Annotated in this window: 29 protein-coding genes; 6 read left to right on the forward strand and 23 right to left on the reverse strand. The window is 57.4% G+C overall.

The window, feature by feature from the left end:
* Positions 1 to 27 precede the first annotated feature (27 nt).
* The 7 genes from KKO72_RS12045 to flgB all read right to left on the reverse strand — a co-directional run bounded on the left by KKO72_RS12045 (position 28) and on the right by flgB (position 5,143).
* Positions 28 to 672, reverse strand: a complete 645-nt coding sequence (locus KKO72_RS12045) for a flagellar basal body L-ring protein FlgH (RefSeq protein WP_251140616.1) — start codon at positions 670 to 672, stop codon at positions 28 to 30.
* Positions 673 to 765: 93 nt separating this feature from the next.
* Positions 766 to 1,548: a flagellar basal-body rod protein FlgG gene (gene flgG / locus KKO72_RS12050; RefSeq protein WP_214938576.1), complete on the reverse strand. Its 783-nt coding sequence runs from the start codon at positions 1,546 to 1,548 to the stop codon at positions 766 to 768.
* A gap of 21 nt (positions 1,549 to 1,569) precedes the next feature.
* Entirely contained in the window at positions 1,570 to 2,310 is a 741-nt protein-coding gene (locus tag KKO72_RS12055) for a flagellar basal body rod protein FlgF (RefSeq protein WP_214938578.1), read from the reverse strand.
* Positions 2,311 to 2,348: 38 nt separating this feature from the next.
* On the reverse strand, positions 2,349 to 3,563 hold the full coding sequence (gene flgE, locus KKO72_RS12060; RefSeq protein WP_214938580.1) for a flagellar hook protein FlgE: 1,215 nt from the start codon (positions 3,561 to 3,563) through the stop codon (positions 2,349 to 2,351).
* A 29-nt stretch (positions 3,564 to 3,592) separates the two neighbouring features.
* Complete coding sequence (locus KKO72_RS12065) at positions 3,593 to 4,246, reverse strand: flagellar hook assembly protein FlgD (RefSeq protein WP_214938582.1); 654 nt, start codon at positions 4,244 to 4,246, stop codon at positions 3,593 to 3,595.
* An 18-nt stretch (positions 4,247 to 4,264) separates the two neighbouring features.
* Positions 4,265 to 4,669 carry a flagellar basal body rod protein FlgC gene (gene flgC, locus KKO72_RS12070; RefSeq protein WP_214938584.1) on the reverse strand — a complete coding sequence of 135 codons (405 nt, stop codon included), beginning with the start codon at positions 4,667 to 4,669 and terminating at the stop codon, positions 4,265 to 4,267.
* Between the two features lie 24 nt (positions 4,670 to 4,693).
* Entirely contained in the window at positions 4,694 to 5,143 is a 450-nt protein-coding gene (gene flgB, locus KKO72_RS12075) for a flagellar basal body rod protein FlgB (protein ID WP_214938586.1), read from the reverse strand.
* A gap of 183 nt (positions 5,144 to 5,326) precedes the next feature.
* Here flgB and flgA point away from each other — a divergent pair, with 183 nt between their 5' ends.
* From flgA to KKO72_RS12090, 3 genes are all read left to right on the forward strand, one after another.
* Positions 5,327 to 6,067, forward strand: coding sequence for a flagellar basal body P-ring formation chaperone FlgA (gene flgA, locus KKO72_RS12080; RefSeq protein WP_214938588.1), 741 nt, complete (start codon positions 5,327 to 5,329; stop codon positions 6,065 to 6,067).
* Between the two features lie 96 nt (positions 6,068 to 6,163).
* On the forward strand, positions 6,164 to 6,496 hold the full coding sequence (gene flgM / locus KKO72_RS12085; protein WP_214938589.1) for a flagellar biosynthesis anti-sigma factor FlgM: 333 nt from the start codon (positions 6,164 to 6,166) through the stop codon (positions 6,494 to 6,496).
* Positions 6,497 to 6,542: 46 nt separating this feature from the next.
* The gene (locus KKO72_RS12090) at positions 6,543 to 6,938 is read left to right on the forward strand and encodes a hypothetical protein (RefSeq protein ID WP_214938591.1); all 396 of its coding nucleotides are present in this window, start codon (positions 6,543 to 6,545) and stop codon (positions 6,936 to 6,938) included.
* Between the two features lie 114 nt (positions 6,939 to 7,052).
* Here the strand turns inward: KKO72_RS12090 and KKO72_RS12095 are convergent, their stop codons facing one another.
* The 11 genes from KKO72_RS12095 to flhD form a co-directional block, all read right to left on the reverse strand.
* Entirely contained in the window at positions 7,053 to 7,769 is a 717-nt protein-coding gene (locus tag KKO72_RS12095) for an RNA polymerase sigma factor FliA (RefSeq protein WP_214938593.1), read from the reverse strand.
* Positions 7,769 to 8,512, reverse strand: a complete 744-nt coding sequence (locus KKO72_RS12100) for a hypothetical protein (protein WP_214938595.1) — start codon at positions 8,510 to 8,512, stop codon at positions 7,769 to 7,771. Before KKO72_RS12100 ends, KKO72_RS12095 begins: the two co-directional genes overlap by 1 nt.
* The gene (flhF, locus tag KKO72_RS12105) at positions 8,505 to 9,950 is read right to left on the reverse strand and encodes a flagellar biosynthesis protein FlhF (RefSeq protein ID WP_214938597.1); all 1,446 of its coding nucleotides are present in this window, start codon (positions 9,948 to 9,950) and stop codon (positions 8,505 to 8,507) included. Before flhF ends, KKO72_RS12100 begins: the two co-directional genes overlap by 8 nt.
* Positions 9,947 to 12,034 (reverse strand): flagellar biosynthesis protein FlhA, encoded by a 2,088-nt coding sequence (flhA, locus tag KKO72_RS12110; protein WP_214938599.1) that lies wholly within the window; start codon positions 12,032 to 12,034, stop codon positions 9,947 to 9,949. The genes flhF and flhA overlap by 4 nt, the downstream gene beginning before the upstream one ends.
* The gene (locus KKO72_RS12115; RefSeq protein ID WP_214938601.1) at positions 12,031 to 13,185 is read right to left on the reverse strand and encodes a flagellar biosynthesis protein FlhB; all 1,155 of its coding nucleotides are present in this window, start codon (positions 13,183 to 13,185) and stop codon (positions 12,031 to 12,033) included. Before KKO72_RS12115 ends, flhA begins: the two co-directional genes overlap by 4 nt.
* Positions 13,186 to 13,280: 95 nt before the next feature.
* Positions 13,281 to 13,943 carry a protein phosphatase CheZ gene (locus tag KKO72_RS12120; protein WP_214938603.1) on the reverse strand — a complete coding sequence of 221 codons (663 nt, stop codon included), beginning with the start codon at positions 13,941 to 13,943 and terminating at the stop codon, positions 13,281 to 13,283.
* Positions 13,940 to 14,329, reverse strand: coding sequence for a chemotaxis response regulator CheY (gene cheY, locus KKO72_RS12125; RefSeq protein ID WP_078366651.1), 390 nt, complete (start codon positions 14,327 to 14,329; stop codon positions 13,940 to 13,942). The genes KKO72_RS12120 and cheY overlap by 4 nt, the downstream gene beginning before the upstream one ends.
* 69 nt (positions 14,330 to 14,398) lie before the next feature.
* The gene (motB, locus tag KKO72_RS12130; RefSeq protein WP_214938605.1) at positions 14,399 to 15,349 is read right to left on the reverse strand and encodes a flagellar motor protein MotB; all 951 of its coding nucleotides are present in this window, start codon (positions 15,347 to 15,349) and stop codon (positions 14,399 to 14,401) included.
* 17 nt (positions 15,350 to 15,366) lie between these two features.
* Positions 15,367 to 16,224: a flagellar motor stator protein MotA gene (gene motA, locus KKO72_RS12135; protein ID WP_180124707.1), complete on the reverse strand. Its 858-nt coding sequence runs from the start codon at positions 16,222 to 16,224 to the stop codon at positions 15,367 to 15,369.
* 169 nt (positions 16,225 to 16,393) lie between these two features.
* Positions 16,394 to 16,939 (reverse strand): flagellar transcriptional regulator FlhC, encoded by a 546-nt coding sequence (gene flhC / locus KKO72_RS12140; protein ID WP_078366648.1) that lies wholly within the window; start codon positions 16,937 to 16,939, stop codon positions 16,394 to 16,396.
* Between the two features lie 11 nt (positions 16,940 to 16,950).
* On the reverse strand, positions 16,951 to 17,277 hold the full coding sequence (gene flhD, locus KKO72_RS12145; protein WP_214938607.1) for a flagellar transcriptional regulator FlhD: 327 nt from the start codon (positions 17,275 to 17,277) through the stop codon (positions 16,951 to 16,953).
* 326 nt (positions 17,278 to 17,603) lie between these two features.
* Between flhD and rfbF the strand changes: the two genes are divergently transcribed.
* From rfbF to rfbH, 3 genes are read left to right on the forward strand one after another with little or no spacing between them, the layout of a single operon-like run.
* A complete protein-coding gene (gene rfbF, locus KKO72_RS12150) occupies positions 17,604 to 18,374 on the forward strand; it encodes a glucose-1-phosphate cytidylyltransferase (protein ID WP_214938692.1) in 771 nt (256 codons plus the stop codon).
* Entirely contained in the window at positions 18,374 to 19,432 is a 1,059-nt protein-coding gene (gene rfbG, locus KKO72_RS12155) for a CDP-glucose 4,6-dehydratase (protein WP_214938609.1), read from the forward strand. The genes rfbF and rfbG overlap by 1 nt, the downstream gene beginning before the upstream one ends.
* Entirely contained in the window at positions 19,429 to 20,742 is a 1,314-nt protein-coding gene (rfbH, locus tag KKO72_RS12160; protein WP_214938611.1) for a lipopolysaccharide biosynthesis protein RfbH, read from the forward strand. The genes rfbG and rfbH overlap by 4 nt, the downstream gene beginning before the upstream one ends.
* A gap of 31 nt (positions 20,743 to 20,773) precedes the next feature.
* Here rfbH and KKO72_RS12165 read toward each other — a convergent pair whose 3' ends face one another.
* From KKO72_RS12165 to KKO72_RS12185, 5 genes are all read right to left on the reverse strand, one after another.
* Positions 20,774 to 21,574: a hypothetical protein gene (locus tag KKO72_RS12165; protein WP_214938613.1), complete on the reverse strand. Its 801-nt coding sequence runs from the start codon at positions 21,572 to 21,574 to the stop codon at positions 20,774 to 20,776.
* 35 nt (positions 21,575 to 21,609) lie between these two features.
* Positions 21,610 to 22,722, reverse strand: a complete 1,113-nt coding sequence (locus tag KKO72_RS12170; protein WP_214938615.1) for a radical SAM/SPASM domain-containing protein — start codon at positions 22,720 to 22,722, stop codon at positions 21,610 to 21,612.
* 89 nt (positions 22,723 to 22,811) lie between these two features.
* Positions 22,812 to 23,900 (reverse strand): NAD(P)-dependent oxidoreductase, encoded by a 1,089-nt coding sequence (locus tag KKO72_RS12175; RefSeq protein WP_214938617.1) that lies wholly within the window; start codon positions 23,898 to 23,900, stop codon positions 22,812 to 22,814.
* 2 nt (positions 23,901 to 23,902) lie between these two features.
* A complete protein-coding gene (locus KKO72_RS12180) occupies positions 23,903 to 24,424 on the reverse strand; it encodes an NUDIX domain-containing protein (RefSeq protein ID WP_214938619.1) in 522 nt (173 codons plus the stop codon).
* On the reverse strand, positions 24,424 to 25,605 hold the full coding sequence (locus tag KKO72_RS12185; RefSeq protein WP_214938620.1) for a class I SAM-dependent methyltransferase: 1,182 nt from the start codon (positions 25,603 to 25,605) through the stop codon (positions 24,424 to 24,426). The genes KKO72_RS12180 and KKO72_RS12185 overlap by 1 nt, the downstream gene beginning before the upstream one ends.
* Between the last annotated feature and the right edge of the window lie 4 nt (positions 25,606 to 25,609).

Here is a 25,609-nt window from a genome sequence, read left to right on the forward strand (position 1 = left end):
TACCCCTCGGCACGATTCTGCGCAACTTTAGAACGGCAAAAAGCTGAAAAAGAACCGGGTTAACCAGCCAACTGTTTGCGCTTCGGCTTGTGCGCCGCGGCCTTTGGACTCCATGCGGGCGTTGGCCACCTGGGTGGAGTTGATCAGATTGCCGGGCTGGATCAGGCGCGGGTCAATGGTGCCGGAGAAACGCATCACGTCCACATTCTGGTTGACACCAATCTGCTTGTCACCCGCCACCCGGAGGTGGCCGTTGGGCAGCACCTCGATCACGGTGGCAGAAATGGTGCCCTCAAAGGTGTTGGCGCTCTCGGTGCCCCCTTTACCCGAGAAGTCGTTGGCCGATTTGGTGCCGACACCGGCACTCAGCTTGGCCAGGTCGACATCCGAGATCAGCGGGAATGCACTCACGCTGGCAGAGCCCGAGGTGGTGCGGTTGGCTGTGGACGACGACACCTGCTTGGCGGTGACCTTCTCCACAATGCGTACCGTGATCTGGTCACCGACCACGCGGGCTCGTGCGTCCTCAAAGGCCGGGCGGTAGCTGGTCTTCTGGAACAGGCTGCCACTGGCTGGCCCGGCCATCGGTTCGGTGGAGGCGATGGGGCGGCTGGGCGTGGTGTCGGGAAACTCCACAGCCACCGTTTGGGGCAAGGATGAACACCCGCTCATGAATGCTGATAAAAAGCAGACCAAGCCCAATAAATTAAAGGGCTTGTTGCTATGAAAATAGTTAGCATGTGTGCGCATGGTGAACCTCCGCGCTTAGAGTTGGCCCAGCTTTTGCAACATCTGGTCCGAGGTCTGGATGGCCTTGGAGTTCATTTCATAGGCGCGCTGGGTCTGGATCATGGTTACCAGTTCCTGCACCACATTGACGTTGGAGGTTTCCAGAAAACCCTGCATCAGGGCGCCCATGCCATCCGCGCCCGCAGTGCCCGCTTGCGGTTGACCCGAGGCCAAGCTCTCGGCATACAGGTTGCCACCCAATGGTGTCAGACCGGCCGGGTTGATGAAGCGTGCCAGTGCAATCGTGCCAATGCCTTGTGGTGCGGTGGAGCCCGGGATCGTGGCGGACACGGTGCCATCACCGGCGATGGTGACGGCCGTGGCATTGGCCGGCACGGTGACCCCGTTGGCAATCGCCAGTCCGGTGGCGGTGACCAGGGCGCCTGCCGAGTTGATCTGGAACGCGCCATCACGTGTGTAACTGGTGGTGCCGTCGGGCATCGTCACCTGAAAAAAACCGTCGCCCTGGATCGCCACATCGAGCTTGTTGTTGCTCTGCTGCATATTGCCTTGGGTGAAGGAGCGACTGGTGGCCACGGTGCGCACGCCCAGACCGATTTGCAGGCCGGTGGGCAGGGTGGATTGTTCGGTGCTGTTGGCACCCACCTGGCGCAGGTTCTGGTACATCAGGTCTTCAAACACCGCAGTGGCGCGTTTAAAACCGTTGGTGGACACATTGGCCAAGTTGTTGGAAATCACATCCAGCTGCATTTGCTGGGCTTCCATGCCGGTTTTGGAAATCCACAGGGAGTTGATCATGATGGTGTGTCCTGGAAAAAATCAGCCTTGCATGCTGAGTAACTGAGCCGCAGCGCGGTCGTCTTGCTCGGCGGTCTGCATCAGCCGGGTTTGGGCCTCGAACTGGCGGGCGGTCTGGATCATGCCGACCATGGTCTCAATCGCGTTGACGTTGGAACCCTCGATCACCCCGAGTTGCAGGCGGGCGTTGGCGTCGTTGGGCATCGGCTCGCCCGAGGTGGTGCGAAACAGGCCGTCCTCACCCCGTTTGAGCGGGTCTTCGGCATCCGGCGTGGCGAGTTTGAGTCGGCCGATGCCGGTGGGCGCCTGGTTGCCCACCTTGGCGGTGACCGTGCCGTCGCTGCCGAGTGTCACCTCGGCGCCGATGGGGGCCACGATGGGTGCGCCGCCGTCACTCAAAATGGTCAAGCCGGTATTGGTCTTGAGCGTTCCCTCGGAGTCAACTTCCAGAGAGCCGTTGCGGGTGTAAGCCTCGGTTCCGTCGAGTCCTTGCACCCCAAACCAGGAGTTTCCGGTGGTCATGGCGTCCATGCCGCGCCCGGTGCGCTGGGGAGCGCCGGGCAGGTCAGAGAAGCCCGGTGTGGCTTCCAGCGCCATGACCCGGGTAGTGGACCCCTCACCACGCACCGGTACGGCGCGGTAGGTGGACAACTCGGCCCGAAAACCATTGGTGGAGACATTGGCCAGGTTGTTGGACAACACGGCCTGCCGGTTGGCGGCGGCACTGGCCCCGGTCATGGCGGTGTAAATCAGACGGTCCATGGTGGCTCCTGGTCAAACTCGCAAGGGGTTCAGTTGCATCAACGCAGGTTGACCAGCGTGGACATGATCTGGTCTTGTGTCTTGATGGTTTGGGCATTGGCCTGGTAGGTGCGCTGCGCGGTCATCATGTTGACCAGCTCGGAGGTCAGGTCGACGTTGGATTCTTCCAGGGCGCCAGCGCGCAAGCCGCCGAAGCGCCCCGCACCGGGTGCGCCCTGAACTGGATCGCCTGACGAGTAGGTGGCGGCCCAGGCGTTGTTACCGAGCGGCTGCAGACCTTGGGTATTGCGGAAGTCGGTCAGGGCAATTTGCCCCTTGAACTGGGTTTGTCCGTTGGAGTAGCGGGTGGTGATGACACCGGTTTCACCAATCGTTAAACCGGTGAGTTCACCTGGGGCATAACCGTCTTGCGTTAGGTCCGAGACGGAGAAGGCCAAGCCACGCTGCGTGACCTTGCTGATGTCCAGCGTGGCCGTGATGCTTGGGGTGGTCGTTGATGGTGTTGCAATCGTCAGGGTAGGGGCGGTCAGGGGTGACACCAGTTTGCCGTTGCCATCAAACTGCAATTGAAACAAGGGCGTGCCACCGGTGGCGACGTCATACACGTCCCAGTTGTCGGTGGTGGTGGTGGCTGCCTTTGAAAAATAGAGATTGAGGGGAACACCGACGCCTTGGGAGTCATACACCGTCAGTGAGGTGCCGTAGGTGGTTCTGGGCGTAGGTGGGGTCACTGATGCAGCTTCCACCGCCCTAGCGTCCAGATTGAACTCCGCCGTGATGGCAGTGGTCGCTTTTGCCGGAATCGGCGCGGTGGTTGGCAACTGCATTTTTTGGACGGTTGTACTGGTGGTTTTGCCTGCGGTGTCCGTGGGGTAGCCCATCAGGTTGGCGCCAGTGTTGGTGACAATGTAGCCATCTTTGTCCAACTTGAAGGAGCCATCTCGGGTGTAGGCGGTGGAGTCGTCAGGCTGGGTCAGCTGGAAGAAGCCGCCACCGTTGACCGCCACATCCAGGCTGTTGCCCGTGGTGTTGATGTTGCCCTGGGTGAACTGCTGTGCAATCGCCGACACGGCCACACCAATGCCTGCGCCGCCGCCGCCGCCTGCGGCGCCCAGGGTCGAGGCAACGAGGTCACCAAACTCGGTGCGCGAGGATTTCATGCCAGTGGTGTTGGCGTTGGCGATGTTGTTGCCGATCACGTCCAGGCTGCGGCTGGAGGCGTTGAGCCCTGAGAGTCCGGTTTGGAATGACATGGTGGGTTCCTTGTTAAATCAATGGGGGATCACAAAATGGCTTTGATGCTGCTGTAGGGGACCGCGCTGCGGCCCGCCAGTTGCACATTCATGACGCCGTCTTCGCTGCTGACGGATTGCACCTTGGCTCGGACCATGGCGGTGTTGTCGATGGCTTTGCCACCCAGGGTGGCGGTGACCTTGAACGTGGGGTTGCCGCTATAGCTGTATTTGGAAGCGTCCCAGGAGAAGTTGTGCTGGCCGGCCTCCAGTGCGCCCATGTTGACGGTGTCGATCACGGTCCCGGCTGGCGACAGGATATCGACCTTGACGCTCTCGGCACGCCCCGTCAGGTTCACCGCACCGGCGGCTTTGCCTTCACTGATGGACAGGGTGTTGCTAGCCAGCAGCACATCGTGTCCGACCATGTTGGAGCCCTGCAGCACCTGCATGGCGGTGAACTGGTCACCCATGCTCTTGAGGGTGTCGTTCACTTGCTGGATACCGGTCACGGTGTTGATCTGCGCCATCTGACTGGTCATCTGGGCGTTGTCCATCGGGTTCATCGGGTCCTGGTTGTTGAGTTGCGCCACCAGCAGCTTCAGGAAACGGTCTTGCGCCACTTCCGAGCTGGATTTGGTGGTGGTGCTGGCACCAACGGTCGATGAACTGGTGCTTGTGGCAGAGGAGGTTCCGGTCAACATGAGGGCATCCTTAAAAAGTTATTGGCCCATCTGCAGCGTTTTGAGCAGCAGGGACTTGGCGGTGTTCATCACTTCGATGTTGTTCTGGTAAGAGCGCGAGGCGGAGATCATGTTCACCATCTCTTCCACCGGGTTCACGTTGGAGTAGTTCACATAGCCATCGGCATCTGCCGAGGGATGGTTCGGGTTGTGCACACGTTTGAACGGTTCATTGCTCTCCGTGATCGAGCTGACCTTGACACCCGCCGTGGCGTCACCACCCATGGGGGTGGTCTGAAACACCACCTGGCGGGCTTTGTAGCCCTGGCCGTCCGGGCCGGCCACCGCGTCCACGTTGGCCAGGTTGCTGGCGACCACGTTGAGCCGTTGCGACTGGGCGCTGATAGCGCTGCCAGAGACGTTGAAAATTGAAAACATCGACATGGTGTTGCTCCGCAGGTCTCAGGGCTATTGACCCTGAATGGCGCTCAAAATGGTTTTGGACTGGCCGTTGATAAAACGCAAGGTGGACTCGTATCGCACCGAGTTGTCAACAAAGTTGGCCCGTTCGCGGTCCATGTCGACGCTGTTGCCGTCCACGCTGGGCTGGGTCTGCACGCCGTACCCCATGGTGTTGCTGCCACTCAGTTCGCTGCTGGCCAGAGCGGGTAACTGCAGGTGCCTGCTGTCCGTGGCAATTGTGCTGCTTTTGAGGCTCAAGCCCTTGCCAGATCTGGAGAGTTCGCTATCACTTGTTTGGGTCTGCTGGCTCAGGGCTTCCTTGAAGTTGAAATCACGCGAGGAATAGCCGGGGGTGTCGGCGTTGGCCATGTTGCTGGCCAGAATGCGTTGGCGTTCGGCACGCAGCACCAAGGCTTTGGCATGAAAGTCCAAACCACTGGTTAATTTCGCGAACATGCAACACCTCTGCTTTCTGTGATGTGGAGCCGCTGCTTGTGAGGCAGACGGATCACGGTCTGGCAGATTATGAAAACGCCGTCGCTTTTCTAAACCCCGAATAAAGGGGCAAACCCCGTTTACTTGTGCCGTCTGCCCTGGGGTGTCACGATTAAAGTGCTTGTCATTGTGTAGGGGTACGTCATGTTGAATCACTTCTTGCGATGGTCTCGCCGCCTGATGCTTGCCACCTTGTGGGTGGCGGCTGGGGCATGGCATGCCAGCCACGCCCAGCCGGTCACGCCTGGTGCTCAGGGTGATGATCTGTATGCGTCGGCGCAACGTTGGGTCAATGACATGTTGTCGCAGCAGCGTTATGAGTTGCCGCTGCGCATGGAGGTGGTGGTTGGCCAGTTGGACCGCCGACTGAGCTTGGCCCCCTGTGCCCACGTAGAACCCTATTTGCCGCCCAATGTCCGGCTGTGGGGCAAGACGCGCCTGGGTTTGCGTTGTGTTCAGGGTGCTGTCAAGTGGAACGTCTTTTTGCCGATCACGGTCAAGGCGATGGGCCCGGCCTGGGTGATCAAAGGCCAGGTGGCGCCCGGCGCCACACTGCAGGCCTCTGATGCTATGGCGATGGAGGTGGATTGGGCTGAGGGCAACGCAGCCATTGTGGCCAACCAGAGCGCCTGGGTGGGCAAGGCCGCGACCCGACTGCTGTCCACGGGCCAGGCCTTGCGCCAGGACATGGTCAAGGCCGCGCAGGTGTTTCAGACCGGCGCCCAGGTGCGTGTGGTGGCGGTGGGTGTTGGTTTTGAGATCGCCACCCGGGCGCAAGCCTTGTCTGCCGGGGTGATTGGCCAGAATGCGATGGTCCGCATGGACAACGGCCAAGTCATCACCGGGACAGTGTCAGACGAGCGCACCGTGAGGGTTGTGTTGTGAGTTCTGAGGCGATTTTGCAAATAGGTTTAAAGTTGCGGCTGTTTCTGCCGAAAGTGTTCCTACGAGGCTACTCTTATAGTAGTTTTGGAGACCACCATGACCACCATCAAACCCACAGACAACCACGTTGCCATCAGCAGCACCGCTGCATCTTTCCCTGCCAAGAGTGGTCAGGCGGTGGGCGCGCAGGTGAAACCTGGTGCCAGTGCTCCCAAAAGCGCGCCAACGGCAGGTGTGGCGGTGACTGTGTCCAGTTTGGCCAGATCCTTGGAAATGGACGGGTCCGGCGACGTGGCAGATGTCGACATGGCCAAGGTCAGCACCATCAAACAAGCCATTTCGGATGGCACCTATGTGGTCAACCCCGGAGTGATTGCCGACAAGTTGTTGTCCAATGCACAGGATATGTTGAAACGCAGCAGCGTTTGATTCGGGGCAGTGACACTGCCCTGGCTTTTAGCTTAGGGGGTGCACCATGCCAAACCGCTTGATCCAGTCACATCTGGATACCATTGATACCCACCTCGTCCAAGTCTCCCGTTGTTTGCTCGATCCGGATTCTGGCGATCTGGTCCATGCCAGTGCCAATTTACAGGCCGCTGTTCTTGAGTTGTCGCGTTTGCCGCAGATTTCTGCGCTGGATACGCAGCTGCCGTCGCCCCTGAAGCTGCGCATGCTCCAAACGATGGCGTCGTTTGATGCCTGTCGGGAGGCTTTGATGCGCCGCAGCTTTCTCGCCGAGATCTCGCTGGGCAACCTGATTCCAGCCACCCGCAACCACACCTATGCGCCCGCAGCGGGCAGGTTCCGCCGCCAGCCCTATGGCAGCGCCGGTCGTCAAAGTGGTGAATTCCAGGTGATCAGCGCCTAACCGTCCTATTGCTGCTGACTTGATGCACCCTTGGGTGCATCAAAGTGTGGGGCACGGGTGTCCGGACGCGGCGGCTGCGAGCCTGATTGGCAGGCATGCCAATACCGCTTCAGCTCAGTGGCTGCGCATTTTGGCCCGCAGGCGGGCAATCGATTGGCTGTGCAACTGGCAGATACGTGACTCGGTCACGTCCAGCACAGCTGCAATTTCTTTCAGGTTCATGTCCTGCTCGTAGTACATGCTCATGATGTACTGTTCGCGTTCGGGCAGATTCTTGATGGCTGCCACCAGGGCTTCGCGCAGGCGTTGGTTACGCAACATGTTCAGGGGGTCGGCTTCAGTGTCACCCATATGCCGGTCCAGAAAACTGTCTTCGTCATCTGAACTGTGGTTCATGTCTTCCAGATAGACCAGCTGGGTACCTTTGACCTTGCCCAGCAGGCTCTGGTAGTCACTCAGACTCATGCCCAGGTCGGCGGCAATCTCGCTCTCCAGCGGGCTGCGGCCCAGTCGGTGCTCCAGCCGGCGCAGTGACTCTTCGATGTCCTTCTGGCTCTTGCGAGTGCCGCGTGACACCCAATCGTTTTCACGCAGCTCGTCCAGCATGGCGCCGCGGATGCGTTGGGTGGCAAAGGTTTCAAACTGCACACCCTGGGTGGCCTCGAACCGTGTCAGCGCTTCGGACAGACCAATCAAGCCGACCTGGATCAAATCATCCACTTGCACGTTGGCAGGTAGTTTGGCCATCATGTGGTGCGCCAGCTTGCGCACCAAGGGCTGGTACTGGCGAATCAGCGCATTGCGGTCCAGTTGTCCCTTGGCGGTGTACATCAATGCACCCTCCCCAGCGGCGCGTGGTTCAGCTGGATGGCACTTTCAAGCAGTTGCATGGCCAGCCGGGTGACATCGTCCTGTGAGCGGTCTGCCCGGGCGCTGGCGGTGATGGTCACCGGTTTGACGCTGTAGCCCAAATGGTTCGAGGCACAGTTCATCACGGTTTGGGCGGGTGAGGACAGTGGCTTGGGCATGGTGGTGTTGGCGTCGGCCACGATATTAGCAACAGTTGGTCGCAGTTGGCCATTGACCAACAGGTGTTTCAAGGCCTGGTAGGCGGTGATCGTGGCCGCCTGGGCCGGTGGAACGACCACCAGCGGCGCCAGGGCGCTGCCGCGCAGCAAGAGTGTTAAAGATTCGGCGTCGGCATACACCAGCACCACCGCATAGGCTTTGAACAATTCTCCCACGGGGCTGTTCAGCAAACCATGCACCGACAAGCGGGCAAGGCCTTGTGCCGCAGGGATGACGGTCCAGGAGACCGGGTTGCCTTCATCCCCCTGGCGATCCAGCGGGTTGTTGAGCCATTGGGTCAGACCCGGGTTGTCCGGCGATTCTGGGGTGTGGCCGTCCAGCACCATCACCGACAGCCCCATGCTGACCCAACTGGTACACAGACCCCAGAGCAAGGGCAATTCACCTTGCTGCTGGCCATGGCTGGTGACCGCAATCAGTCGGGGCACCTGTTGCAAAGCCAGGCTTTGCAAGCCTGCGGCCTGATTGATGCACGGTTCAAGCATGGAGTTGTCCCGGTTGCATCCGGGTGGACTCGGCAAAAAAGAAGCCCAAGTCTGTCATCTTGGGGTCAAACGCCGACTTGGCGGGCGCACGCATCGACATCGCGACGAGGTTGCTTGCATCAGCGCGTTCCCAGTCTTCAGGAACCTTTTGGCCGGTGGTGACACCTCTGAGTACCAGCTGGTGACGGATGGTGGCGTCCAGTGCCGGCCCAATCTTGGCGGCCTCATCTGTTTTGGACAGGATCGTTTGTTGCAGGCCGGTTGTTTTGAACGAGTTGACCATGTCATCCAGGGTGTCCCCGTGGCCGCCCGCATTGAGGACCAGCAGGCGATGGATTTCTGGCAGGTCCAGCGTATCCATCATGTCGCGTTTGCGCGGATCGTTGGGGGCAATGCCGGTGGTGTCGATCAACACCATCTTTTTATTGGACAACAGGCCCAGCAGGTCTTGCAAGGCGGCGCGATCATGCGCCAGATGGGCCACCACCCCTAGCATACGGCCATAGGCGCGCAACTGTTCATGGGCGCCCACCCGATAGGTGTCTAGTGTGATCAGACCCACGCTGGCCGGGCCGTAGGTGCGTGCGCACAAGCCGGCCAACTTGGCTGCGGTGGTGGTTTTCCCGACACCGGTGGCACCCACGAGGGCGTATGTGCCACCTTGTTCATGGATGGCACTGGATGCGGCATCGGTGCGCAGATTGCGGGTCAGCACGTCCATGACCCAACGTGTGGCGTCGGCGGCATTCAGGTCTTCCGGCATACGTTCCATGATGGTTCTGGCCAGCGCAGGTGAGTAGCCGGAGCGGATCAGCTTGAGCATCAGGTTGGACTGGATCGGGTTCTGCCGTGCCTGGCCAAGCCAGGTCAGGGTGTTGAAGCGGTCCTCAATCAGCGTTTTCATGGCGTGCAGTTCGTCCACAATACCTTGCGACGGGGCGGCGCTGGGTGTGGCCAGTGGTGCACGCGGGGCCGCCTTCTTAACCTGTATCGGGGCAATGTCTGGTGCCACCGACACGTTGCGAGCAATCGGCATGGGTGCAGGACGGATCGGCGCACGTGCGGGTGGTTCTGACAGCTCCTGTGGCGCTTGCGCTGGTGCGGTTTGAACGGCCAAAGCTTCATGGCGGCGGCGCAGCATGCGTTCGCGCACATAGTCCTGAAACGACAGGGTGCTCATGGCGAGCTGGGCGGTGTCCTCGATCACCTGGCTGTCCGGGTTGACGGATGGCGCCGTTTTGGACGGGGTCTGGCGCTGTTTTTGCCGAGCTTCCTCGTTGCGGTCCAGCGCTTCCAGCGTGTCTTCTCCGGTAGCCACCACTTCCACACCTGATGCGGTGGGGCGGTTGGACAGAATCAAGGTGCCGTCCCCAAAAGCCATGCGTGCTTTGGCGAGGGCTTCCCGGGCGGTGGGGGCAGTAAAGCGTTGGATGTTCATGATGCTGCACCTTTAAGGATGGGGCCAATTCGGATGGTGTGTGATTCAGGTATTTCGCTGTGACCCAAGACCTGCAAGCGCGGCGCGACACGGCGCACCAGCCGGGCGATGGCGCTGCGGATCTGGTCTGGTACCAGCAGGCAGGCGGGTATACCAATTTCTTCTTGTTTGAGGGCCATTTCGGCGGCCTTTTTGGTCAGGATGTCTGCGACACCCGGGTCCAGTGCCTGACCTTGACCGGTGGTGTTACCCAGGGCCTGCACCAGCAGGCGCTCCAGAGATGGGTCGATGGCAATCACGTTGAGCTCATGGGTTGGGCCGTAAATCTGCTGCACGATGGCAGGTGACAGGGCCACGCGCACCCGCTTGGCCAGCTCGGCCGGGTCGTTGGTCGCACCAGCATGCTCGGCCAGTGACTCGATGATGGTGCGAATGTCCCGAATGTGCACGGATTCTTCCAGCAGCAGTTGCAGCACTTTCTGGAAGACGGCAATCGGAACCATTTTGGGAATGACTTCTTCAATCAGTTTGGGTGCCTGCTTGGCCACGTGTTCTACCAGTTGTTGGGTTTCGGTTCGGCTGAGCAATTTCGCCGCTTGAACTTGCATCAAGTGTGACAAATGCGTGGCCATCACAGTCTCGGAATCAACCACGGTAAATCCGGCCATTTGTGCCGCTTCTTTTTGCTGCGCGTCGATCCAGTGGGCGGGCAGGCCAAATGCCGGGTCGGTGGTGGGGGTGCCGATCAACGGGGTGCTGATGCCCCCCGGGTTGATGGCCAGAAACATGCCGGGAAAGGCCTCGCCTTCACCCACAATCACGCCGCGCAGGGTGATGCGGTAACCACTGGGTTTGAGTTCCAGGTTGTCACGCACATGAACCGGTGGTGGCAAAAAGCCCACCTCCTGGGCGAATTTGCGGCGCACACCTTTGATACGGGTTAACAAATCACCTTGGCGATTTTTGTCCACCAAGGTGATCAGCCGGTAACCGAGTTCCAGGCCGAGTTGGTCGACCGGCTGCAAATCGTCCCAGCTGGCTTCGCCATCCGCTGCGGCGACGGGTGCCGCAGCGACTTCTTCAACGGGTGCGGGCTTGTGCGCCAGCGCCCAGGCGCCATAACCCAGCAACAAGGCGATGCCGATGAACACCACATGTGGCATGCCCGGAATGATCCCCAGAATGCCCATGATGGTGGCGGTGATGCCCAGCACCCGTGGCGAGATGAACATCTGGTTGACGATCTGCCCGCTCAGATCACGCTCTTTGCCGACGCGTGACACCACCATGGCGGCTGCTACCGAGATCAGCAAGCCTGGAATCTGGGCCACCAAGGCATCACCCACCGCCAGCAGAATGTAGGAGTCGGCGGCTTGCGAGGCGCTCAGGCCATGTTGCAGCACACCGACCGTGAAGCCGCCAAAAATGTTGATCAGCAAGATCAGGATGCCCGCCACCGCATCACCGCGCACAAACTTGGAGGCGCCGTCCATCGAGCCGAAGAAGTCAGCTTCTTCAGACACCTCGGCGCGGCGGCGTTTGGCCTCCTTCTCATCAATCAGGCCTGCGTTCAGGTCGGCGTCCACCGCCATTTGTTTGCCAGGCATGGCATCCAGTGCAAAGCGGGCAGAAACCTCCGCGATCCGCTCGGCACCTTTGGTAACCACGATGAAGTTGATAACAACCAGGATGGAGAACACAATCAGACCGACAGCAAAATTGCCGCCAATCAAAAAGTGGCCAAAAGCCTCAATCACCGCACCGGCGGCACCCGGTCCGGTGTGACCTTCCAGCAGCACCACACGGGTAGACGCCACGTTGAGAGACAGCCGCATCAAGGTGGTGAGTAGCAACACCGCCGGGAAGGCGGCAAAGTCCAGCGGCTTGAGCATGTAGGCTGCCACCATCATCACCATCAGCGCCACAGCGATGTTGAAGGTAAAGAAGGTGTCCAGAATCCAGGGCGGCAGTGGCAGCACCATCATCGACAAAATGGCCACCACCAGCATGGGCGCCGCCGCTCCCTGCATCAGCGCGGAGTTGTTGCCAAACCAGGCCTTGACGGTGTTGAAGCTTGTATTCATGGTGTTTCAGCCGCAATCACTTTGGACAGAGGGTCCAGTTCCGGTGGCACAAAGGGCACAGGCACCTCGCCTGGCAAGGGGCCGTCACCGCGCATGGCGGCCTTGAGCCGGTAGATGTAGGCCAGCACCTGGGCGACGGCGGTGTACAGGCTGGTGGGGATGTCCTGGTCGATTTCCGCATTGGCATACAAAGCGCGCGCCAGCATGGGGGATTGCAGCACGGGGATCGCGTTTTCCTTGGCCAGGTCGCGGATCTTGAAGGCCAGCAGGTCGGCACCCTTGGAAATGACCCTCGGGGCCGGCATGGTTTTGTCGTCGTATTGGATGGCTACAGCATAGTGGGTTGGGTTCATCAGCACAAAGTCGGCCTTGGGCACTTTGGAGATGCTGTTGCCGTTGGCGATGTCGCGCTGACGCTGGCGCATCCGGCCCTTCATTTGGGGGTTGCCGTCAGACTCTTTGCTTTCCTGTTTCATTTCCTGGTGCGACATCTTCATGCGCGATTTGTGCAGGAAAGACTGCAGAGGCACGTCCACCATGGCAACCACCAGCACCACCAGCAGCATCAGGCCCATGCCCGTGGTGATCCAGTCGGCCAGGTAACTCAAGGATTTGGCTGAGGGCTGTAGCACGAGTGCGCCCAGGGTGTCGAGGCCACCCTTGAGGTAGTTGAAGCCCACCAGGAGCAGCATCAAGGCGATGAATGCCATCTTGCCTACTTCGGTGGCCTTGTCTTTGGTGAACAAACGACCGAAACCCGAGAGTGGATTGAGGCGGCTGAAGTCTGGGGTGATGGGTTTCAGACTGGCCACCCAGCCACCCGTCGCAACAGTACCGAGGATCGCGATGGCACTGACGATGGCGGCAAACACGGCACTGGCCACCAGCCCCACGGCTGTCATGGCACCCAGGCGGTTCACCATGATCATCGGGTCTTTGAGGGTTTGCGCATCAAATAGCAATTGCAAACCCATGTGGGCCTTGAATTGCCCAAACATGGTCGGTGCCAAAGCCATCAGTGTCACCGCACCGCCACCCAAGACGGCCAAGTGTGCCAAATCGCGTGAGCGTGCTACTTGGCCGTCGTCACGCGCTTTTTGCAGCTTGCGCTCTGATGCGGGTAAGTTGCGATCTTGACTGCTGGATTCCATGTGGGAAGACACCTCGTGTTCTTCCCATTGTCTTTTTGCGCTTCTGGAACTAAAGCGCGATAAGCAGGGCGTTTTCCTGCTTGTTTCTGTCCGTGTTAGAAGCCCAGGCTGGCGAGCAAATCGTCCACTTCGGACTGGCCTTTGACCACGTCGGGATTACCTTCGGGGTTAACCACGGGACCTTGCAGAACTGGGTGCTCATGCACCACAAAAGTGCTTGTGGCTGTTTCAACCGGCTTGTTCACCGGCGGCGTCGGCGCCGTGACAATCAGCAACTGCACCAACTGCTGTTCAATGTTGGCAGCCAGATTGACGACCTTGGAGATCACCTGCCCGGTCAGGTCATGAAAGTCCTGCGCCATCATGATGTCGGTCAGGTTCTTGTCGATGTGTTTGGTGGCTTCTTCGACATCGGTGATGAAGTTCATCACATGGCCCTTGGCCACAGCCGCCACCGGGTCCTTGACGATCAGAGCGCCAATGCGGCGCGTTTCAGCTGCAATGTAGTCATGGTGTGTCTTGGCCTGATCCACACTGTTGAGCACTTTCTCCGCAGCTTCGCCGGTCAGACGGGCAATGTAGGACAGACGACTTTTGACGTCTGGAATCTCCTCTGCCCAGTCTTTGACCTTGTCCGTCAGTCCCAAGCCATTCAGTGAGTCATGGAGCTGGCGCGTGAGGACGCCAATGCGCTGGTGAATATCCTGAGACAGTTCTGGCGTGCCAGCCGCAGAGCTGGGAGCGGTGCCGCCGGTCATTTCATCCCCAGCTTCGACAGGATCAAGTTGACTTTGTCTTCCAGCGTGGCTTTGGTGAACGGTTTGACGATGTAGCCCGCAGCGCCTTGCTGCGCGGCCATCACAATGTCTTCCTTGCGCGCTTCAGCTGTCACCATCAAGACCGGCAAGTGTTTGAGCTTGTCGTCTTTTTTGATTTCGTTGAGCAACTGAAACCCGTTCATATTGGGCATGTTGATGTCGCTCACCACAAAATCAAAGCTGGAGTTTCGCAACTTGTTGAGCGCGACCACACCATCTTCGGCCTCGTCCGCCTCGGAGTAGCCGATTTCCTTGAGCAGGTTGCGCACAATGCGCCGCATGGTGGAGAAATCATCAACCACCAAGAACTTGAGATCATTGGCCATAAGGTAACCTTTCAATGGCGCAAACTGGAATTGTCATAAAGTGATTTCCGATCATGATGTCACGTAAGCTTAGGGATTGACAGTGGGGGCAACACCTGTTTGATCCGGTTTTGTTGCATTTTCAGTTGTCGCTGGGCCATTCACCCGCCTGGCTCCCAGCAGGCGTTCTTCTGCTTCACGAGTCAAGATGGTAATGCTGATTCTACGATTGGATGGGCTGCGCGGATTTTCTGCGTCGAGCAAGACGCTCGACGCCAGACCCATGACGCGGGCCACCTTGTCATCGGGCACACCTGCAGACATCAGCTCGCGTCTGGATGCATTGGCCCGGTCTGCGGAGAGCTCCCAGTTGCTGTAGCCTCGTACACCGCTGGCGTAGGGCGTCTGGTCGGTATGCCCGTCGATGCTGAGTTTGTTGTCAACATCCACCAGCGCCAGCCCTATCTGTTGCAGGATGTCACGCATATACGGTTTGACGCTGGCGCTGCCGCTGTCAAACATGGGTCGTTTCTGATCATCCACGATCTGGATTTGCAGGCCATCGGGGGTGATGGTCAGCCTGATCTGGTCGCTGAACTCCGCCAGCTTGGGGTTGCTGGAAATCATGGCGCTGATCTTGGCGCTCAATTGCGCCATCTGTTGTGCATCTTTTCGGGCGCGCGATACCCGGTCCTGCTCACCGGAGAGTTTGCGTGCCGCAGGACTGGCACCGTCACCTCGTTTGGACTGGCCGGAGGTTTGTGTCAGATCGTTGCCTCCGGCGTTGATCACACTTTGGCTGGCCCCGGCGCCCGGGCCACCTTCCATGGCGACTTTCAAGGGGGATGAAAAGTAGTCTGAAAGGCCTTTCTTGTCTCCTTCTGATGTGCTGCCCAGCAGCCACATCAGCAGAAAGAACGCCATCATGGCGGTCACAAAGTCGGCGTAGGCGATCTTCCAGGCGCCGCCATGGGCGACATGGCCGGCCTTTTTCACCCGTTTGATGATGATCGGCTGGAGTTTCTTGGCGTCGGTTGCCATGCTGGTGACTCAGATGTTTATTTCTTTTTGACAAAGGCTTCCAGCTCGACAAACGAGGGGCGCTCCGTCGAGAACAGCACTTTGCGGCCAAATTCGATGGCTGTAGCGGGGTTGTAGCCCTGCATGCTGGCCAGCAGCGTCGTCTTGATGCATTGGAATTCTTTGCCAGCTTCCTCCACTTTTTGCTCCAGCAGGCCTGCCAGGGGCTCAGCAAACGCATACGCCAGCAAAATACCCAGGAACGTGCCCACCAGCGCCGATGCAATCATGCCGCCCAGCACAGCCGGTGGTTGCCCCACCGAACCCATGGTGTTCACCACCCCGAGCACAGCGGCCACGATACCAAACGCGGGCAAGCCGCCTGCCACGCGTTGCAGCGCCGCCACTGCGGCATGTTCTTCGGCGTGGTGTGTGTCGATTTCGCTGTCCATCAGCGACTCGATCTCATGGGCGTTGAGGTTGCCCGAGACCATCATGCGCAAGTAGTCGGTGATGAACTCCACCACATGGTGGTCACTACCTACCGCACCATGTTTTTTGAAGATTTCAGAGGAATGCGGGTCTTCGACATCTTTTTCAATGGCCATCAGGCCTTCCTTGCGGGCCTTTTGCAAGATGTCGTACAGCAAGGCCAGCAGGTCCATGTAGCGTGCTTTTGTGTACTTGCTGCCTTTGAAGCAGGTACCCAGACCCTTGATGCTGGACTTGATGACCTTCATCTGGTTGTTGGCCACAAAGGCGCCCAAGGTGGCGCCACCAATGGTGATCAACTCAAACGGCAGAGCCTTCAGGACCACCATGATGTTGCCGCCGTGAAAGATGTACACGCCAAAGACGCACACCATCACGATCAGCCAACCAACAATAACGAACATAGGCGGGTTACTTAAAAGAGGGGCGATTGTTAGGGAAGTGGGGTCGCACGCTTGGCGCGCCCTGCGTCTCTATCATATCGTCCCGCTTTCAGGCGACTTGAGCTATATAAAAAAATAGCCCATAGCCCTTATCGGGTATGGGCTATTTGCTATCTTAATAGTAGCATATTTAGTGCAGCAGTATGCCGCCGCCTGCGGAGCCTTTGCCTGCACGTGCTGGCGGTGTGCACAGGCCGCATTCAAAGTGGCGCGAATTCTCGTAGGGCTCACTGACAAAATGTCCGCCGCACTTGCTGCATTTGGTCATGGCCAACATGTGGTTGTCAACAAACTTCACCAGGCGCCAGGCACGGGTGATGCTCAAGAGGGGTTCCACGCCGCAGGTGGCGATTTGCTCACTGTACAGCCGGTAGGCCTTCATGATCGCCTCAATGTCCTCTAAGGCGCTGACTTTGTTGAGGTATTCATAGGTGTTCAGAAACAGTGAGGCGTGGATGTTGGGTTGCCAGGTCAGGAACCAGTCGGTAGAAAACGGCAATTGGCCCTTGGAAGGCGACTTGCCGGCCACCTCTTTGTACAGGCGCAGCAGCCGCTCGTAGGAGAGGTTGGTTTCGCTCTCTAACACCTGCAGACGGGCGCCCAGTTGGATCAACGCCACAGCGCGTTCCACCTGCTTGGAGTCGTTCAGAACACTTTTGGTTGATGTGGTGGCCATGGTGCGACTCCTTACAGGGCTTCGGCAAAACGGCCGGCCATCAGGATGCTGGCATGTAACTTGGTGGTGGCATCGTTGTCGACCTTGGCGGCAGTGTGGTTGGTCAACAGGTTCCAGACCATGTCGTCATCCACGCGGAAGCGGCACAGCAGCATCGGGCTCGACGCAATCTTCAGAATTTGCGCGGGTGACAGCATCGCAATCATGTCGGCCGATTCTTCCGAGATGCCCAAGCGGAACAGTGCCTCGGCCTTGTCGCGGCGAATCACGTTTTGGGCCAGCATCAGATAGGTGAGGTTTGCATCACGGATTTCCCGGGAGAGTTGGTCGTCGTTCATGGTCGGCTCCAGAAAAATAGGTCAATCAATTGGATGGTGTTTGCGGCCTAATTGCCGTGTTCATAACCTTGGGTCCGATTCTGGAAGCCCGGTCCAAAAACTTGAATCAGTGTTTGGATGTTGCGGGTGTCGTCGTTTTGATGGCATTGCGTAAGGCAAATTCCTACACAGGGATGGCGCAATGCGTGTGCTATGACAACTTGTTGCGAAAAGGTGTTTGTGGCTGCTTGTCAAACTGAAGCCGGAAATCAGCTCAATTGCCAGGTTACGTGCAGGGGGTTCAGTTTTATAGTCGGGGCTCTTTATGAAATGGGGTGGTGATTACCATGAAAGCAGTCATTCTTGCCGGGGGGTTGGGCACACGCATTTCTGAGGAAACCCACCTCAAACCCAAGCCAATGATTGAGATTGGTGGCAAGCCTATCCTGTGGCACATTCTTAAAAGCTATTCAGCTCACGGCGTCAATGAGTTCATCATTTGTTGCGGCTACAAGGGCTACGTCATCAAAGAGTACTTTGCCAACTACTTTCTTCACATGTCGGATGTTACTTTTGACATGGCATCCAACCGCATGGAGGTGCATGAACGCCACGCTGAGCCTTGGCGAGTGACGCTTGTGGACACCGGCGAGGACACGCAAACAGGCGGACGTCTCAAGCGGGTCGCGCCGTACCTCAAGGACGAAAAATCCTTCTGTTTTACCTATGGCGACGGTGTGTCGGATGTCGACATTCGAGCCAGCATCGAATTTCACCAAACCCATGGCAAGCTGGCCACGGTGACTGCGGTGCAGCCTCCAGGTCGTTTTGGTACGCTGCAGCTGGAAGCTGACCAGGTTTGTGCTTTTGCTGAAAAGCCGCGAGGGGATGGCGGGTTGATCAACGGCGGCTATTTTGTGTTGTCGCCCAAGGTGTTGGACCTGATTGAGGGTGACGCTGTGTCCTGGGAGGGCGTTCCGCTAGAAACATTAACTCAGCAAAGCCAGCTCATGGCTTTTGAACATCAGGGCTTTTGGCAGCCTATGGACACCTTGCGCGAGATGACCCTGCTTGAAGAGCTGTGGCATTCCGGTAAAGCCCCCTGGAAGGTTTGGTGATGTCGCCACAGATGTCGTTCTGGCAAGGTAAGCGCGTTGTGCTGACCGGTCACACCGGCTTCAAGGGCGGTTGGCTGGCGCTGTGGCTGCAACGCCTCGGTGCCCATGTCACCGGTATTGCCTTGCCGCCGCAAACCCAGCCCAATCTGTTTGAAGCAGCGTGTGTCGCCCAAGGCATGACCAGCCACTTTTGCGATATCCGCGATGCGCAACAGTTGGCCGCGATAGTTCAATGCGCCGCCCCAGAGATCGTGTTCCACTTGGCCGCGCAACCCTTGGTGCGCGCCAGCTATGGTGACCCACTCCACACGTTTGCTACCAACGTGATGGGTACGGCCCATCTGCTGGACGCCTTGCGTCACCAAGCCAGCGTACGCGTGGCCGTGATGGTGACAACCGATAAGGTCTATCTCAACCGTGAGCAGCCCTATCCCTATCGTGAAGACGACACCTTGGGTGGCCACGACCCTTACAGCGCCAGCAAAGCTGCCAGCGAGTTGGTGATTGCCAGCTACCGAGATGCCTTTTTGGCGCAGCAGGGCGTGGCGGTAGCCAGTGCCCGTGCTGGCAATGTGATTGGTGGCGGGGACTGGTCTGAAGACCGGCTTATTCCTGATGCCGTGCGCGCTTGGCAGGCAGGGCTACCGCTTGATATACGCAACCCGCAAGCCGTTCGGCCTTGGCAGCATGTGCTGGAGCCGCTGGCGGGCTACTTGCGACTCGCGCAAGTACTTTGGGCGAGCCCCACGCTGGCCGGGGCCTACAATTTTGGCCCCGCAACGGCTGAGGCTGCCACAGTTGAAAAAGTAATGAAAATGGCATCTGGCCCTTGTCGAAATAGCATAAGTTGCCATAAAAAATATAGCAATGAGCCGCACGAAGCTGCATGGCTAGCGCTGGAAACGGCGAAGGCGCGCACCCTGTTAGGTCTGCAGCCGCGCTGGACGCTGTCCCAAACTGTAGAGCGCACCATGGCCTGGTACCAGGCCCAACATGCTGGAGCCGATGCGCTTGCGCTGTGCTGGTCGGACATGGATGCATACGAGGCAAACACATGAATAAAAATGAGATTCGCGCAGCCATTGCCGATCTGGTCGATCAATATGCGGCACTGGCGCTGGCCCCCGTGCCCTTCCTGCCTGGCCTGATCGCCGTGCCGCCCTCCGGTAAGCTGATTGACGCGGCAGAGCTGAAAAATATGGTGGACGCGTCGCTTGATGGCTGGCTCACCACCGGTCGCTTTAACGCGGAATTCGAAAAGGAACTTGCCAACTTTATTGGCGTCAAGCACTTGATAACCGTCAACTCGGGTTCATCAGCCAACTTGGTGGCGTTCAATACGCTCACTTCCCCGAAACTTGGTGACCGGGCCATCAAAAAGGGTGATGAGGTTATCGGGGTGGCGGCGGGATTTCCAACCACCGTGAACCCCATTCTTCAGTTTGGTGCTGTGCCTGTATTCGTGGATGTGGACCGCCTGACCCATAACGTCGACGCCAGCAAGATAGAGGCGGCCATTGGCCCGAAAACAAAGGCCATCATGCTGGCGCACTCGCTGGGCAATCCGTTCAATCTGGATGTGGTCACTGCCCTGTGCAAAAAATACCAGCTGTGGCTGGTGGAGGACTGTTGCGACGCATTGGGCAGCACCTATCGTGGGCAAATGGTAGGCACCTTTGGCGACATCGCCACACTGAGTTTTTACCCGGCCCATCACATCACGATGGGAGAGGGTGGGGCGGTATTCACCAACCACGACGAACTCAAATCCATCGCCGAGAGTTTTCGAGACTGGGGGCGGGACTGTTATTGCCAGCCCGGTAAAGACAACACGTGTGGCAAACGCTTTTGTCAGCAATTGGGCGACCTGCCCTACGGCTACGACCACAAATACACCTATAGTCACCTGGGCTATAACCTCAAGATTACCGACATGCAGGCTGCGTGCGGTTTGGCGCAGTTGGGCAAAGCCCAGCAGTTCATCGCGGCCCGTAAAGAGAACTTTGTTTTTTTGAACGAGCGCCTTCGGTCGTGTGAAGAGTTTTTGGATTTGCCAGTCGCCACCGAGCATTCCGACCCATCGTGGTTCGGGTTTCCGATCACGCTCAAGGACAGTTGCCCAGTTTCCAGATTGGACCTGTTGACCTATTTGGATCAGAACAAAGTAGGAAGTCGTCTTCTTTTTGCCGGGAATCTGACGCGACAACCTTATATGCGTGGGGTCGACTACCGCGTAAGCGGTGATTTGATAAATACTGACAGAGTCATGGCCAACACCTTTTGGATTGGTGTGCAGCCTGCGCTTTCAGCTGACATGTTGGAGTTTTCTGCCAACAAAATTGAGAGCTATCTGGGGCTGAGTTTTTGAGTCGCTGATCGCCAGCGGCTCATCATTGCTGTTAGTGCTGGTCAAGCACAGTAAGGCCGTTCCACCAGTATTCGGCACTCGCGTTCAGGTGCGCACGCCGGTTAAAAGTCAGGTTATAGCCATACGCTTCAAAGTGATAAGCGATAGAAGGCTTCTCGCCCGCAAGTCCGCCCAACCAGAGCATTGGCGGATAGCCGTCTTTGCGAATTAGTAACTCGGGCGTACCCACCAGCGCGGCGCAGGTGTCGAATCCACCGGATAGCAGAAAGTGCTCAGGAAGTGTGCTGAGTTGCTCGACGCTTGCAGGAATGGAGTATTCAGTCAGGCTCGGAAAATACATGCCCACAACATCGCTCTTGGACATCGCGTTGATCAAGCACTCATGGCGCGAGCCTTGAAGCACGGAGAGTTTGCCGGCCAAGCCGGTTACGGCATGGTTGGTAAATCGGTAGGCCGGGAATTTGGATTCGTAGGCCTGTGCCACCGCAGGTAAAAATTTTTCTTCAAGCAGCGTACCAATCTCAGTGACCATCGTGCGTGGAATGATAAAGGGAACACCCACCCCGTTGAGTATGTTGCGGGTGACGGGGCTGTCCTGCAGTCGCTGCGTAATGCCGGCTATGGCATCGCAAAATTCTTGTTCACTGATGTCTAGACCGGGGCCTAAGTGTCGCCGCATGCGTGCATAGGCTTCCCTGTGATTGGCCTGTGGCATATCGCATAGAAAGTAACGGCGGCTTTTTTCCTGCACAGGCTGTGATGTAGCGGGAATGCAGCGGCCGAACTCGTCAAAAAGGTCTGCAGTTGAAGTTGCCAATGTCATCGTGTTCATGGGGTTTCCAGTCAGGGAAATGAGGCCGGCTCGCCTTAGCGATCAGACAGGCTATCGTTGTCCGAGAAGCCTTGCCCCCAAGGTAGAGGCAGGTGTTTTACGCCTGCCGTTTTATCTGTGTGAATCTTGATAAATTGTGGATCTTCGCCAATCAGGCAGTCAGGTCGGTGTGGTCCAAGCCAGGGATTACGCATACCTCGTGCGAGGATTTCCTTAAGCGGTGTCTGGCGAAGATTGCCCAGCGAAAAATCGATGTACGGGCAGGGGGTAATCTCAGCCGTCGAGGTGATGGTAATGATGCCTTTAACAGTAATGCACCCTTTGAATGATCCGTAGGAGGGTGTCATGTGTGTGAACACAGGGTATTCTTTTTCCATCTCTCGAACGAGATCTGCATCTTCCTTCTCGATCACGAACTCAGGGTGGTCCGTGCACGAACCCGTCGGTTTGGCATAAGACACATAAAGTCCAACGCCCTTTTTCTTGGCGAACTCGCACATGTCCCGAAACTCTTGAGTCTTGGCGCGCCCGCGCACCAAGACTGTAGAAAGCAAAAGGTTGAGTCCCGCTTCCTGGGAGGCATCAATCGCGCGAATAACGCGCTTGTAAGAACCTGGTTTGTTGCGGAATGCGTCGTGGTCGGCTTCAATAAAACTGTCGAGCGACAACTGCACCTTTTCGACTCCAATGGACTTCAGGTGTTTGGCGCGTGCCAAGTCAAGAAACCATCCGTTGGTGTCGGTAATTATGTAGTGTTTCTCTGGGTCAATCGCCTCCACCACCGCGTCAAAGTCCTTCATCACCAGCGGCTCACCCCCAGTAATGACAAATCGTGCGAGGCCCAATTCGTCGGCCTCTTTGGACATTCTCTGAATGTCTTCAATGCTGATTTTTTGACGTTCATCGACAATCTGAAACACCTTTTTCAAATGGCGGTCCATGTAGTACTCTGCCGAGCAATGCGTGCAGGTGAAATTGCAGAGGTAACTTTTTTCCAGCCGGATGATCGGACTGATTTCTCCACGTTCTTCCATCTCATGGATGCGTGCAAGTTTGGCCGCCACGTAAGGCTTACGTATGGCCAATTCATTGCGTTTAGCTGCTTCGTCGTTGGACAGGCCAGGAGCCATCAATAGCGCAGTAGTCATTGTTTAATCCCTTGCTAGCGGAGGAGGTTTGGGAGCATTATTTGCGAATGTCCATTCGTCAAGCGCCTGATAAAGGGGCTGCCTATAACTCAATTGTTTGCTTTTGAAGCGAAAAGTGCGGTTCTATCAATGGCCTGCTCCAACGACGTCCAGACATCCAACCCCAGTGCTTTGCGAGCGCGGGAAATGTCTGGTACATAGCGGTGTACAGATATTCCTGATGTGGATTGAGCCAAGACCCGGACCTCCTTTTTGGGAGCGACGCGTGAACCTACAAGCCTCGCCAGATCGCCAATACTGATTGCTTGATCAGAGCCAACGTTGTAAGCCAGTCCGGCTTGTCCGGCCAAAAGTAGGGTTATTAGCCACACTACAAGGTCACCGGTGAACAGATAGGACCGCACGGGCGTCCCATCACCGGCCACGGTGATCGAGTCATTCCACAATGCATCCCTGACAAAGTTTCCAAGTGCGTAATGCATATCGAGGGGCAAATAGGGCCCCGCGAAGGTAAAGCAGCGTGCTGTACTGATCGAGATGCCGTAGCGTTGCCCATAGCAAGCGGTCAAAAACTCAGCAGAACGTTTGGCGTGCCCCATCGCTGCGGTCATGTTGTCCAACGACGGTGCTGAATCATGGTTTTCGACATATTTTTGTTGTCCGACCGCCATGGGGCCATATAACGAGCCCGATCCCAACATCAGGAAACGCGGAACTTTGCGGGCGACGGCGAACTCCAGCGTTCGCCTTGTTCCATCAAAAGTGGTTTCAAACTTGGTGAGCGGGTCTTCAAGTTGGTGGTAGGTCGCCCCGGCTGACGTGGCGGCGCCGTGAATAACATGCGTAAATGTTCCCTGTGGATAGCTGAAGTCACGCACGTCGCCCAAATGAAACTGGATGCAGCTGGTGCGCGCCAATTCTGGCGCAGTGCGCAGGAAGGCTTCCGGTGATCGTGTCAGTACGGTGGCGTTTAGGTTGAGGCCATGCAACTCATTTGCCCGGACCAGAGTTTCGAGCAACCAGCGCCCGATATAGCCGGTCCCACCGGTAATGAACAGCTGAGCGTTGCGCAAGTATGACCATTGTTTGCCCAGCCGGGCGATGGAGGCGTCGACGTCGCTGAGAAATACGTCTCGAGCGGTAACACTGCCATGGGTAGTCGTTGAAAAGCGCATCATGTTCAGGCAGCAATCGCTACAGGCCGCGTATCAATCGCCCTGCGATACATCTCATGAACAGAAATGATGTCTGCCGGGCAGCCCTTGTGCCAAGCCCAGTCCCCATTGCGCGGTGCGTCGCGCACCCATTGATGCTTCGGATCCGGGGCTGAACTGAGTTGACAAGCGAACAGCATGGAAATGAAGTGGCCTCGAACATCGCGTGTCGGATTCACAGTCTGTTGAATCGAGATGGGCTCTTGTGCAAAGGTGACGGTTGCGCCCAATTCGGCTGCGGCTACCGCAGCAATTCGATCTTCCCAGCGTTCCTTGAATCGGATGATGCCGCCTGGTACATGCCAGCCAGGCCCGTAAAAGTCGTCATGTCGCCAAGTCAAGAGGGTCCGACCCTGCGTGTCTTGCACCAGTAGATCGACGTTAATGAGAGGTGTCAGACTGCTGATCAGGTGAAACACTTCTAGCGGTAATCCTTTGGATGCACCCGTTTTTGCCTTTTCCAGCGACGCGATTTGGTGTTGCTCCATCACGCAATTCCTGAACCCGTTATAACGGTTTCTATTCCGTTGTTACGCACCACGGCCACGGTAAAGCGGTTGCCATGACGCTCCTTTAGGGTTCGTATCACCTCGTTCGAATAACTGGCAGCCAGCACAATAATGGCTTGTACGCCATCGCTATCCAGTGCATCCGGGGCGACGATTGGGATGTGTGTTACAGGGGTGAATCGCCCCTGCTTAAAAGGTGCAGAGTCCACCACAAACCGGATGTGCAATGCGATATCCATGAGGCTCAACAGTGCCAGCGATTGATGGCCAGCACCCCAGATGGCAACTCTCTGGGCTTCAAACTGGGACAGAAATGTATGAAAGGAATGCTTCAGGGCCAACTGGCTGGTGTGCAGCGCAGACAAATCGACCGGGACACGCTTACGAACGGTGGCGGACAAAACATAGTTGTTCCAAACCGGCTCACACGCCAGTGTGTCGAACCCATTCGCCTCTAACAGGTTAATGAGAGACTTGCGCGTGAAGTAGTAGAGATGGTCGGGAATGAACTCTGCAAACAGTCGGCCTTCGATGATCATATCTAGATTGGGGACTTCCACGAGTCCCACTGCGCCATCATTGAGCTGTGCAGCAATCGCTCGCAAGGTCATGTGTGCTGGCGGTATATGTTCCAAAAAGTTGAGGATTACAAAGGCGTCGAAAGGTCCGTGTTGCGCCTTGGAGGCCTGATCGTCAAGAAAAAGCTGTTCTACTTTCAGACCTCGTGAAAGGCATACCTGCACAGACTCGGGTTTATGCTCGATGCCGTAAGCATCAGCGCCGGCGTGGCCTAACACGGTGAGGTACTCCCCCTGGCCACACCCAACTTCCAGCACCTTGCGCCCCATAAGTTGGTGCTCAACCAGCCAATCGCCAAATTGCTTATGTCTGAATTGACGCATCTCTGCTGATATGCCTGCGGCACGGATGACGTCCCGCCAATAAGGTACCGGTGGAGCATTGAGCTGAACCAGGCCACAACCGGTGCATTGAAAGAGGTGCAACTGCCCGCCTTTGTCGTGCGGCAGTTGCTCTTGTGTAGGTAAGCCCTGAGCCGCTGCGGGCATGTTGTATTGACTTAGCAATGGCCGGGCGAAGAGTGCTTGGCCGCAGACGCCGCAGATTTCTCGTTTGAAGTCGGACTGTTTTGAATCAACCATAGCT

This window comes from Rhodoferax sp. U11-2br, from assembly GCF_018619435.1.
GTDB lineage: Bacteria > Pseudomonadota > Gammaproteobacteria > Burkholderiales > Burkholderiaceae_C > Rhodoferax.

Bases quoted from the DNA above. Each gene is read 5' to 3' on its own strand.
- cheY (WP_078366651.1), bottom strand. From the start codon at position 14,329: ATGGCCAATGATCTCAAGTTCTTGGTGGTTGATGATTTCTCCACCATG.
- flhD (WP_214938607.1), bottom strand. From the start codon at position 17,277: ATGAACGACGACCAACTCTCCCGGGAAATCCGTGATGCAAACCTCACC.
- flgC (WP_214938584.1), bottom strand. From the start codon at position 4,669: ATGTCGATGTTTTCAATTTTCAACGTCTCTGGCAGCGCTATCAGCGCC.
- flgA (WP_214938588.1), top strand. From the start codon at position 5,327: ATGTTGAATCACTTCTTGCGATGGTCTCGCCGCCTGATGCTTGCCACC.
- KKO72_RS12100 (WP_214938595.1), bottom strand. From the start codon at position 8,512: ATGCTTGAACCGTGCATCAATCAGGCCGCAGGCTTGCAAAGCCTGGCT.
- KKO72_RS12055 (WP_214938578.1), bottom strand. From the start codon at position 2,310: ATGGACCGTCTGATTTACACCGCCATGACCGGGGCCAGTGCCGCCGCC.
- motA (WP_180124707.1), bottom strand. From the start codon at position 16,224: ATGTTCGTTATTGTTGGTTGGCTGATCGTGATGGTGTGCGTCTTTGGC.
- rfbH (WP_214938611.1), top strand. From the start codon at position 19,429: ATGAATAAAAATGAGATTCGCGCAGCCATTGCCGATCTGGTCGATCAA.
- KKO72_RS12165 (WP_214938613.1), bottom strand. From the start codon at position 21,574: ATGAACACGATGACATTGGCAACTTCAACTGCAGACCTTTTTGACGAG.
- KKO72_RS12180 (WP_214938619.1), bottom strand. From the start codon at position 24,424: ATGGAGCAACACCAAATCGCGTCGCTGGAAAAGGCAAAAACGGGTGCA.
- rfbF (WP_214938692.1), top strand. From the start codon at position 17,604: ATGAAAGCAGTCATTCTTGCCGGGGGGTTGGGCACACGCATTTCTGAG.
- flhC (WP_078366648.1), bottom strand. From the start codon at position 16,939: ATGGCCACCACATCAACCAAAAGTGTTCTGAACGACTCCAAGCAGGTG.
- KKO72_RS12095 (WP_214938593.1), bottom strand. From the start codon at position 7,769: ATGTACACCGCCAAGGGACAACTGGACCGCAATGCGCTGATTCGCCAG.
- KKO72_RS12170 (WP_214938615.1), bottom strand. From the start codon at position 22,722: ATGACTACTGCGCTATTGATGGCTCCTGGCCTGTCCAACGACGAAGCA.
- KKO72_RS12185 (WP_214938620.1), bottom strand. From the start codon at position 25,605: ATGGTTGATTCAAAACAGTCCGACTTCAAACGAGAAATCTGCGGCGTC.
- KKO72_RS12120 (WP_214938603.1), bottom strand. From the start codon at position 13,943: ATGACCGGCGGCACCGCTCCCAGCTCTGCGGCTGGCACGCCAGAACTG.
- flgE (WP_214938580.1), bottom strand. From the start codon at position 3,563: ATGTCATTCCAAACCGGACTCTCAGGGCTCAACGCCTCCAGCCGCAGC.
- KKO72_RS12065 (WP_214938582.1), bottom strand. From the start codon at position 4,246: ATGTTGACCGGAACCTCCTCTGCCACAAGCACCAGTTCATCGACCGTT.
- flgG (WP_214938576.1), bottom strand. From the start codon at position 1,548: ATGATCAACTCCCTGTGGATTTCCAAAACCGGCATGGAAGCCCAGCAA.
- KKO72_RS12090 (WP_214938591.1), top strand. From the start codon at position 6,543: ATGCCAAACCGCTTGATCCAGTCACATCTGGATACCATTGATACCCAC.
- flhA (WP_214938599.1), bottom strand. From the start codon at position 12,034: ATGAATACAAGCTTCAACACCGTCAAGGCCTGGTTTGGCAACAACTCC.
- KKO72_RS12045 (WP_251140616.1), bottom strand. From the start codon at position 672: ATGAGCGGGTGTTCATCCTTGCCCCAAACGGTGGCTGTGGAGTTTCCC.
- KKO72_RS12115 (WP_214938601.1), bottom strand. From the start codon at position 13,185: ATGGAATCCAGCAGTCAAGATCGCAACTTACCCGCATCAGAGCGCAAG.
- KKO72_RS12175 (WP_214938617.1), bottom strand. From the start codon at position 23,900: ATGATGCGCTTTTCAACGACTACCCATGGCAGTGTTACCGCTCGAGAC.
- rfbG (WP_214938609.1), top strand. From the start codon at position 18,374: ATGTCGCCACAGATGTCGTTCTGGCAAGGTAAGCGCGTTGTGCTGACC.
- flhF (WP_214938597.1), bottom strand. From the start codon at position 9,950: ATGAACATCCAACGCTTTACTGCCCCCACCGCCCGGGAAGCCCTCGCC.
- motB (WP_214938605.1), bottom strand. From the start codon at position 15,349: ATGGCAACCGACGCCAAGAAACTCCAGCCGATCATCATCAAACGGGTG.
- flgB (WP_214938586.1), bottom strand. From the start codon at position 5,143: ATGTTCGCGAAATTAACCAGTGGTTTGGACTTTCATGCCAAAGCCTTG.
- flgM (WP_214938589.1), top strand. From the start codon at position 6,164: ATGACCACCATCAAACCCACAGACAACCACGTTGCCATCAGCAGCACC.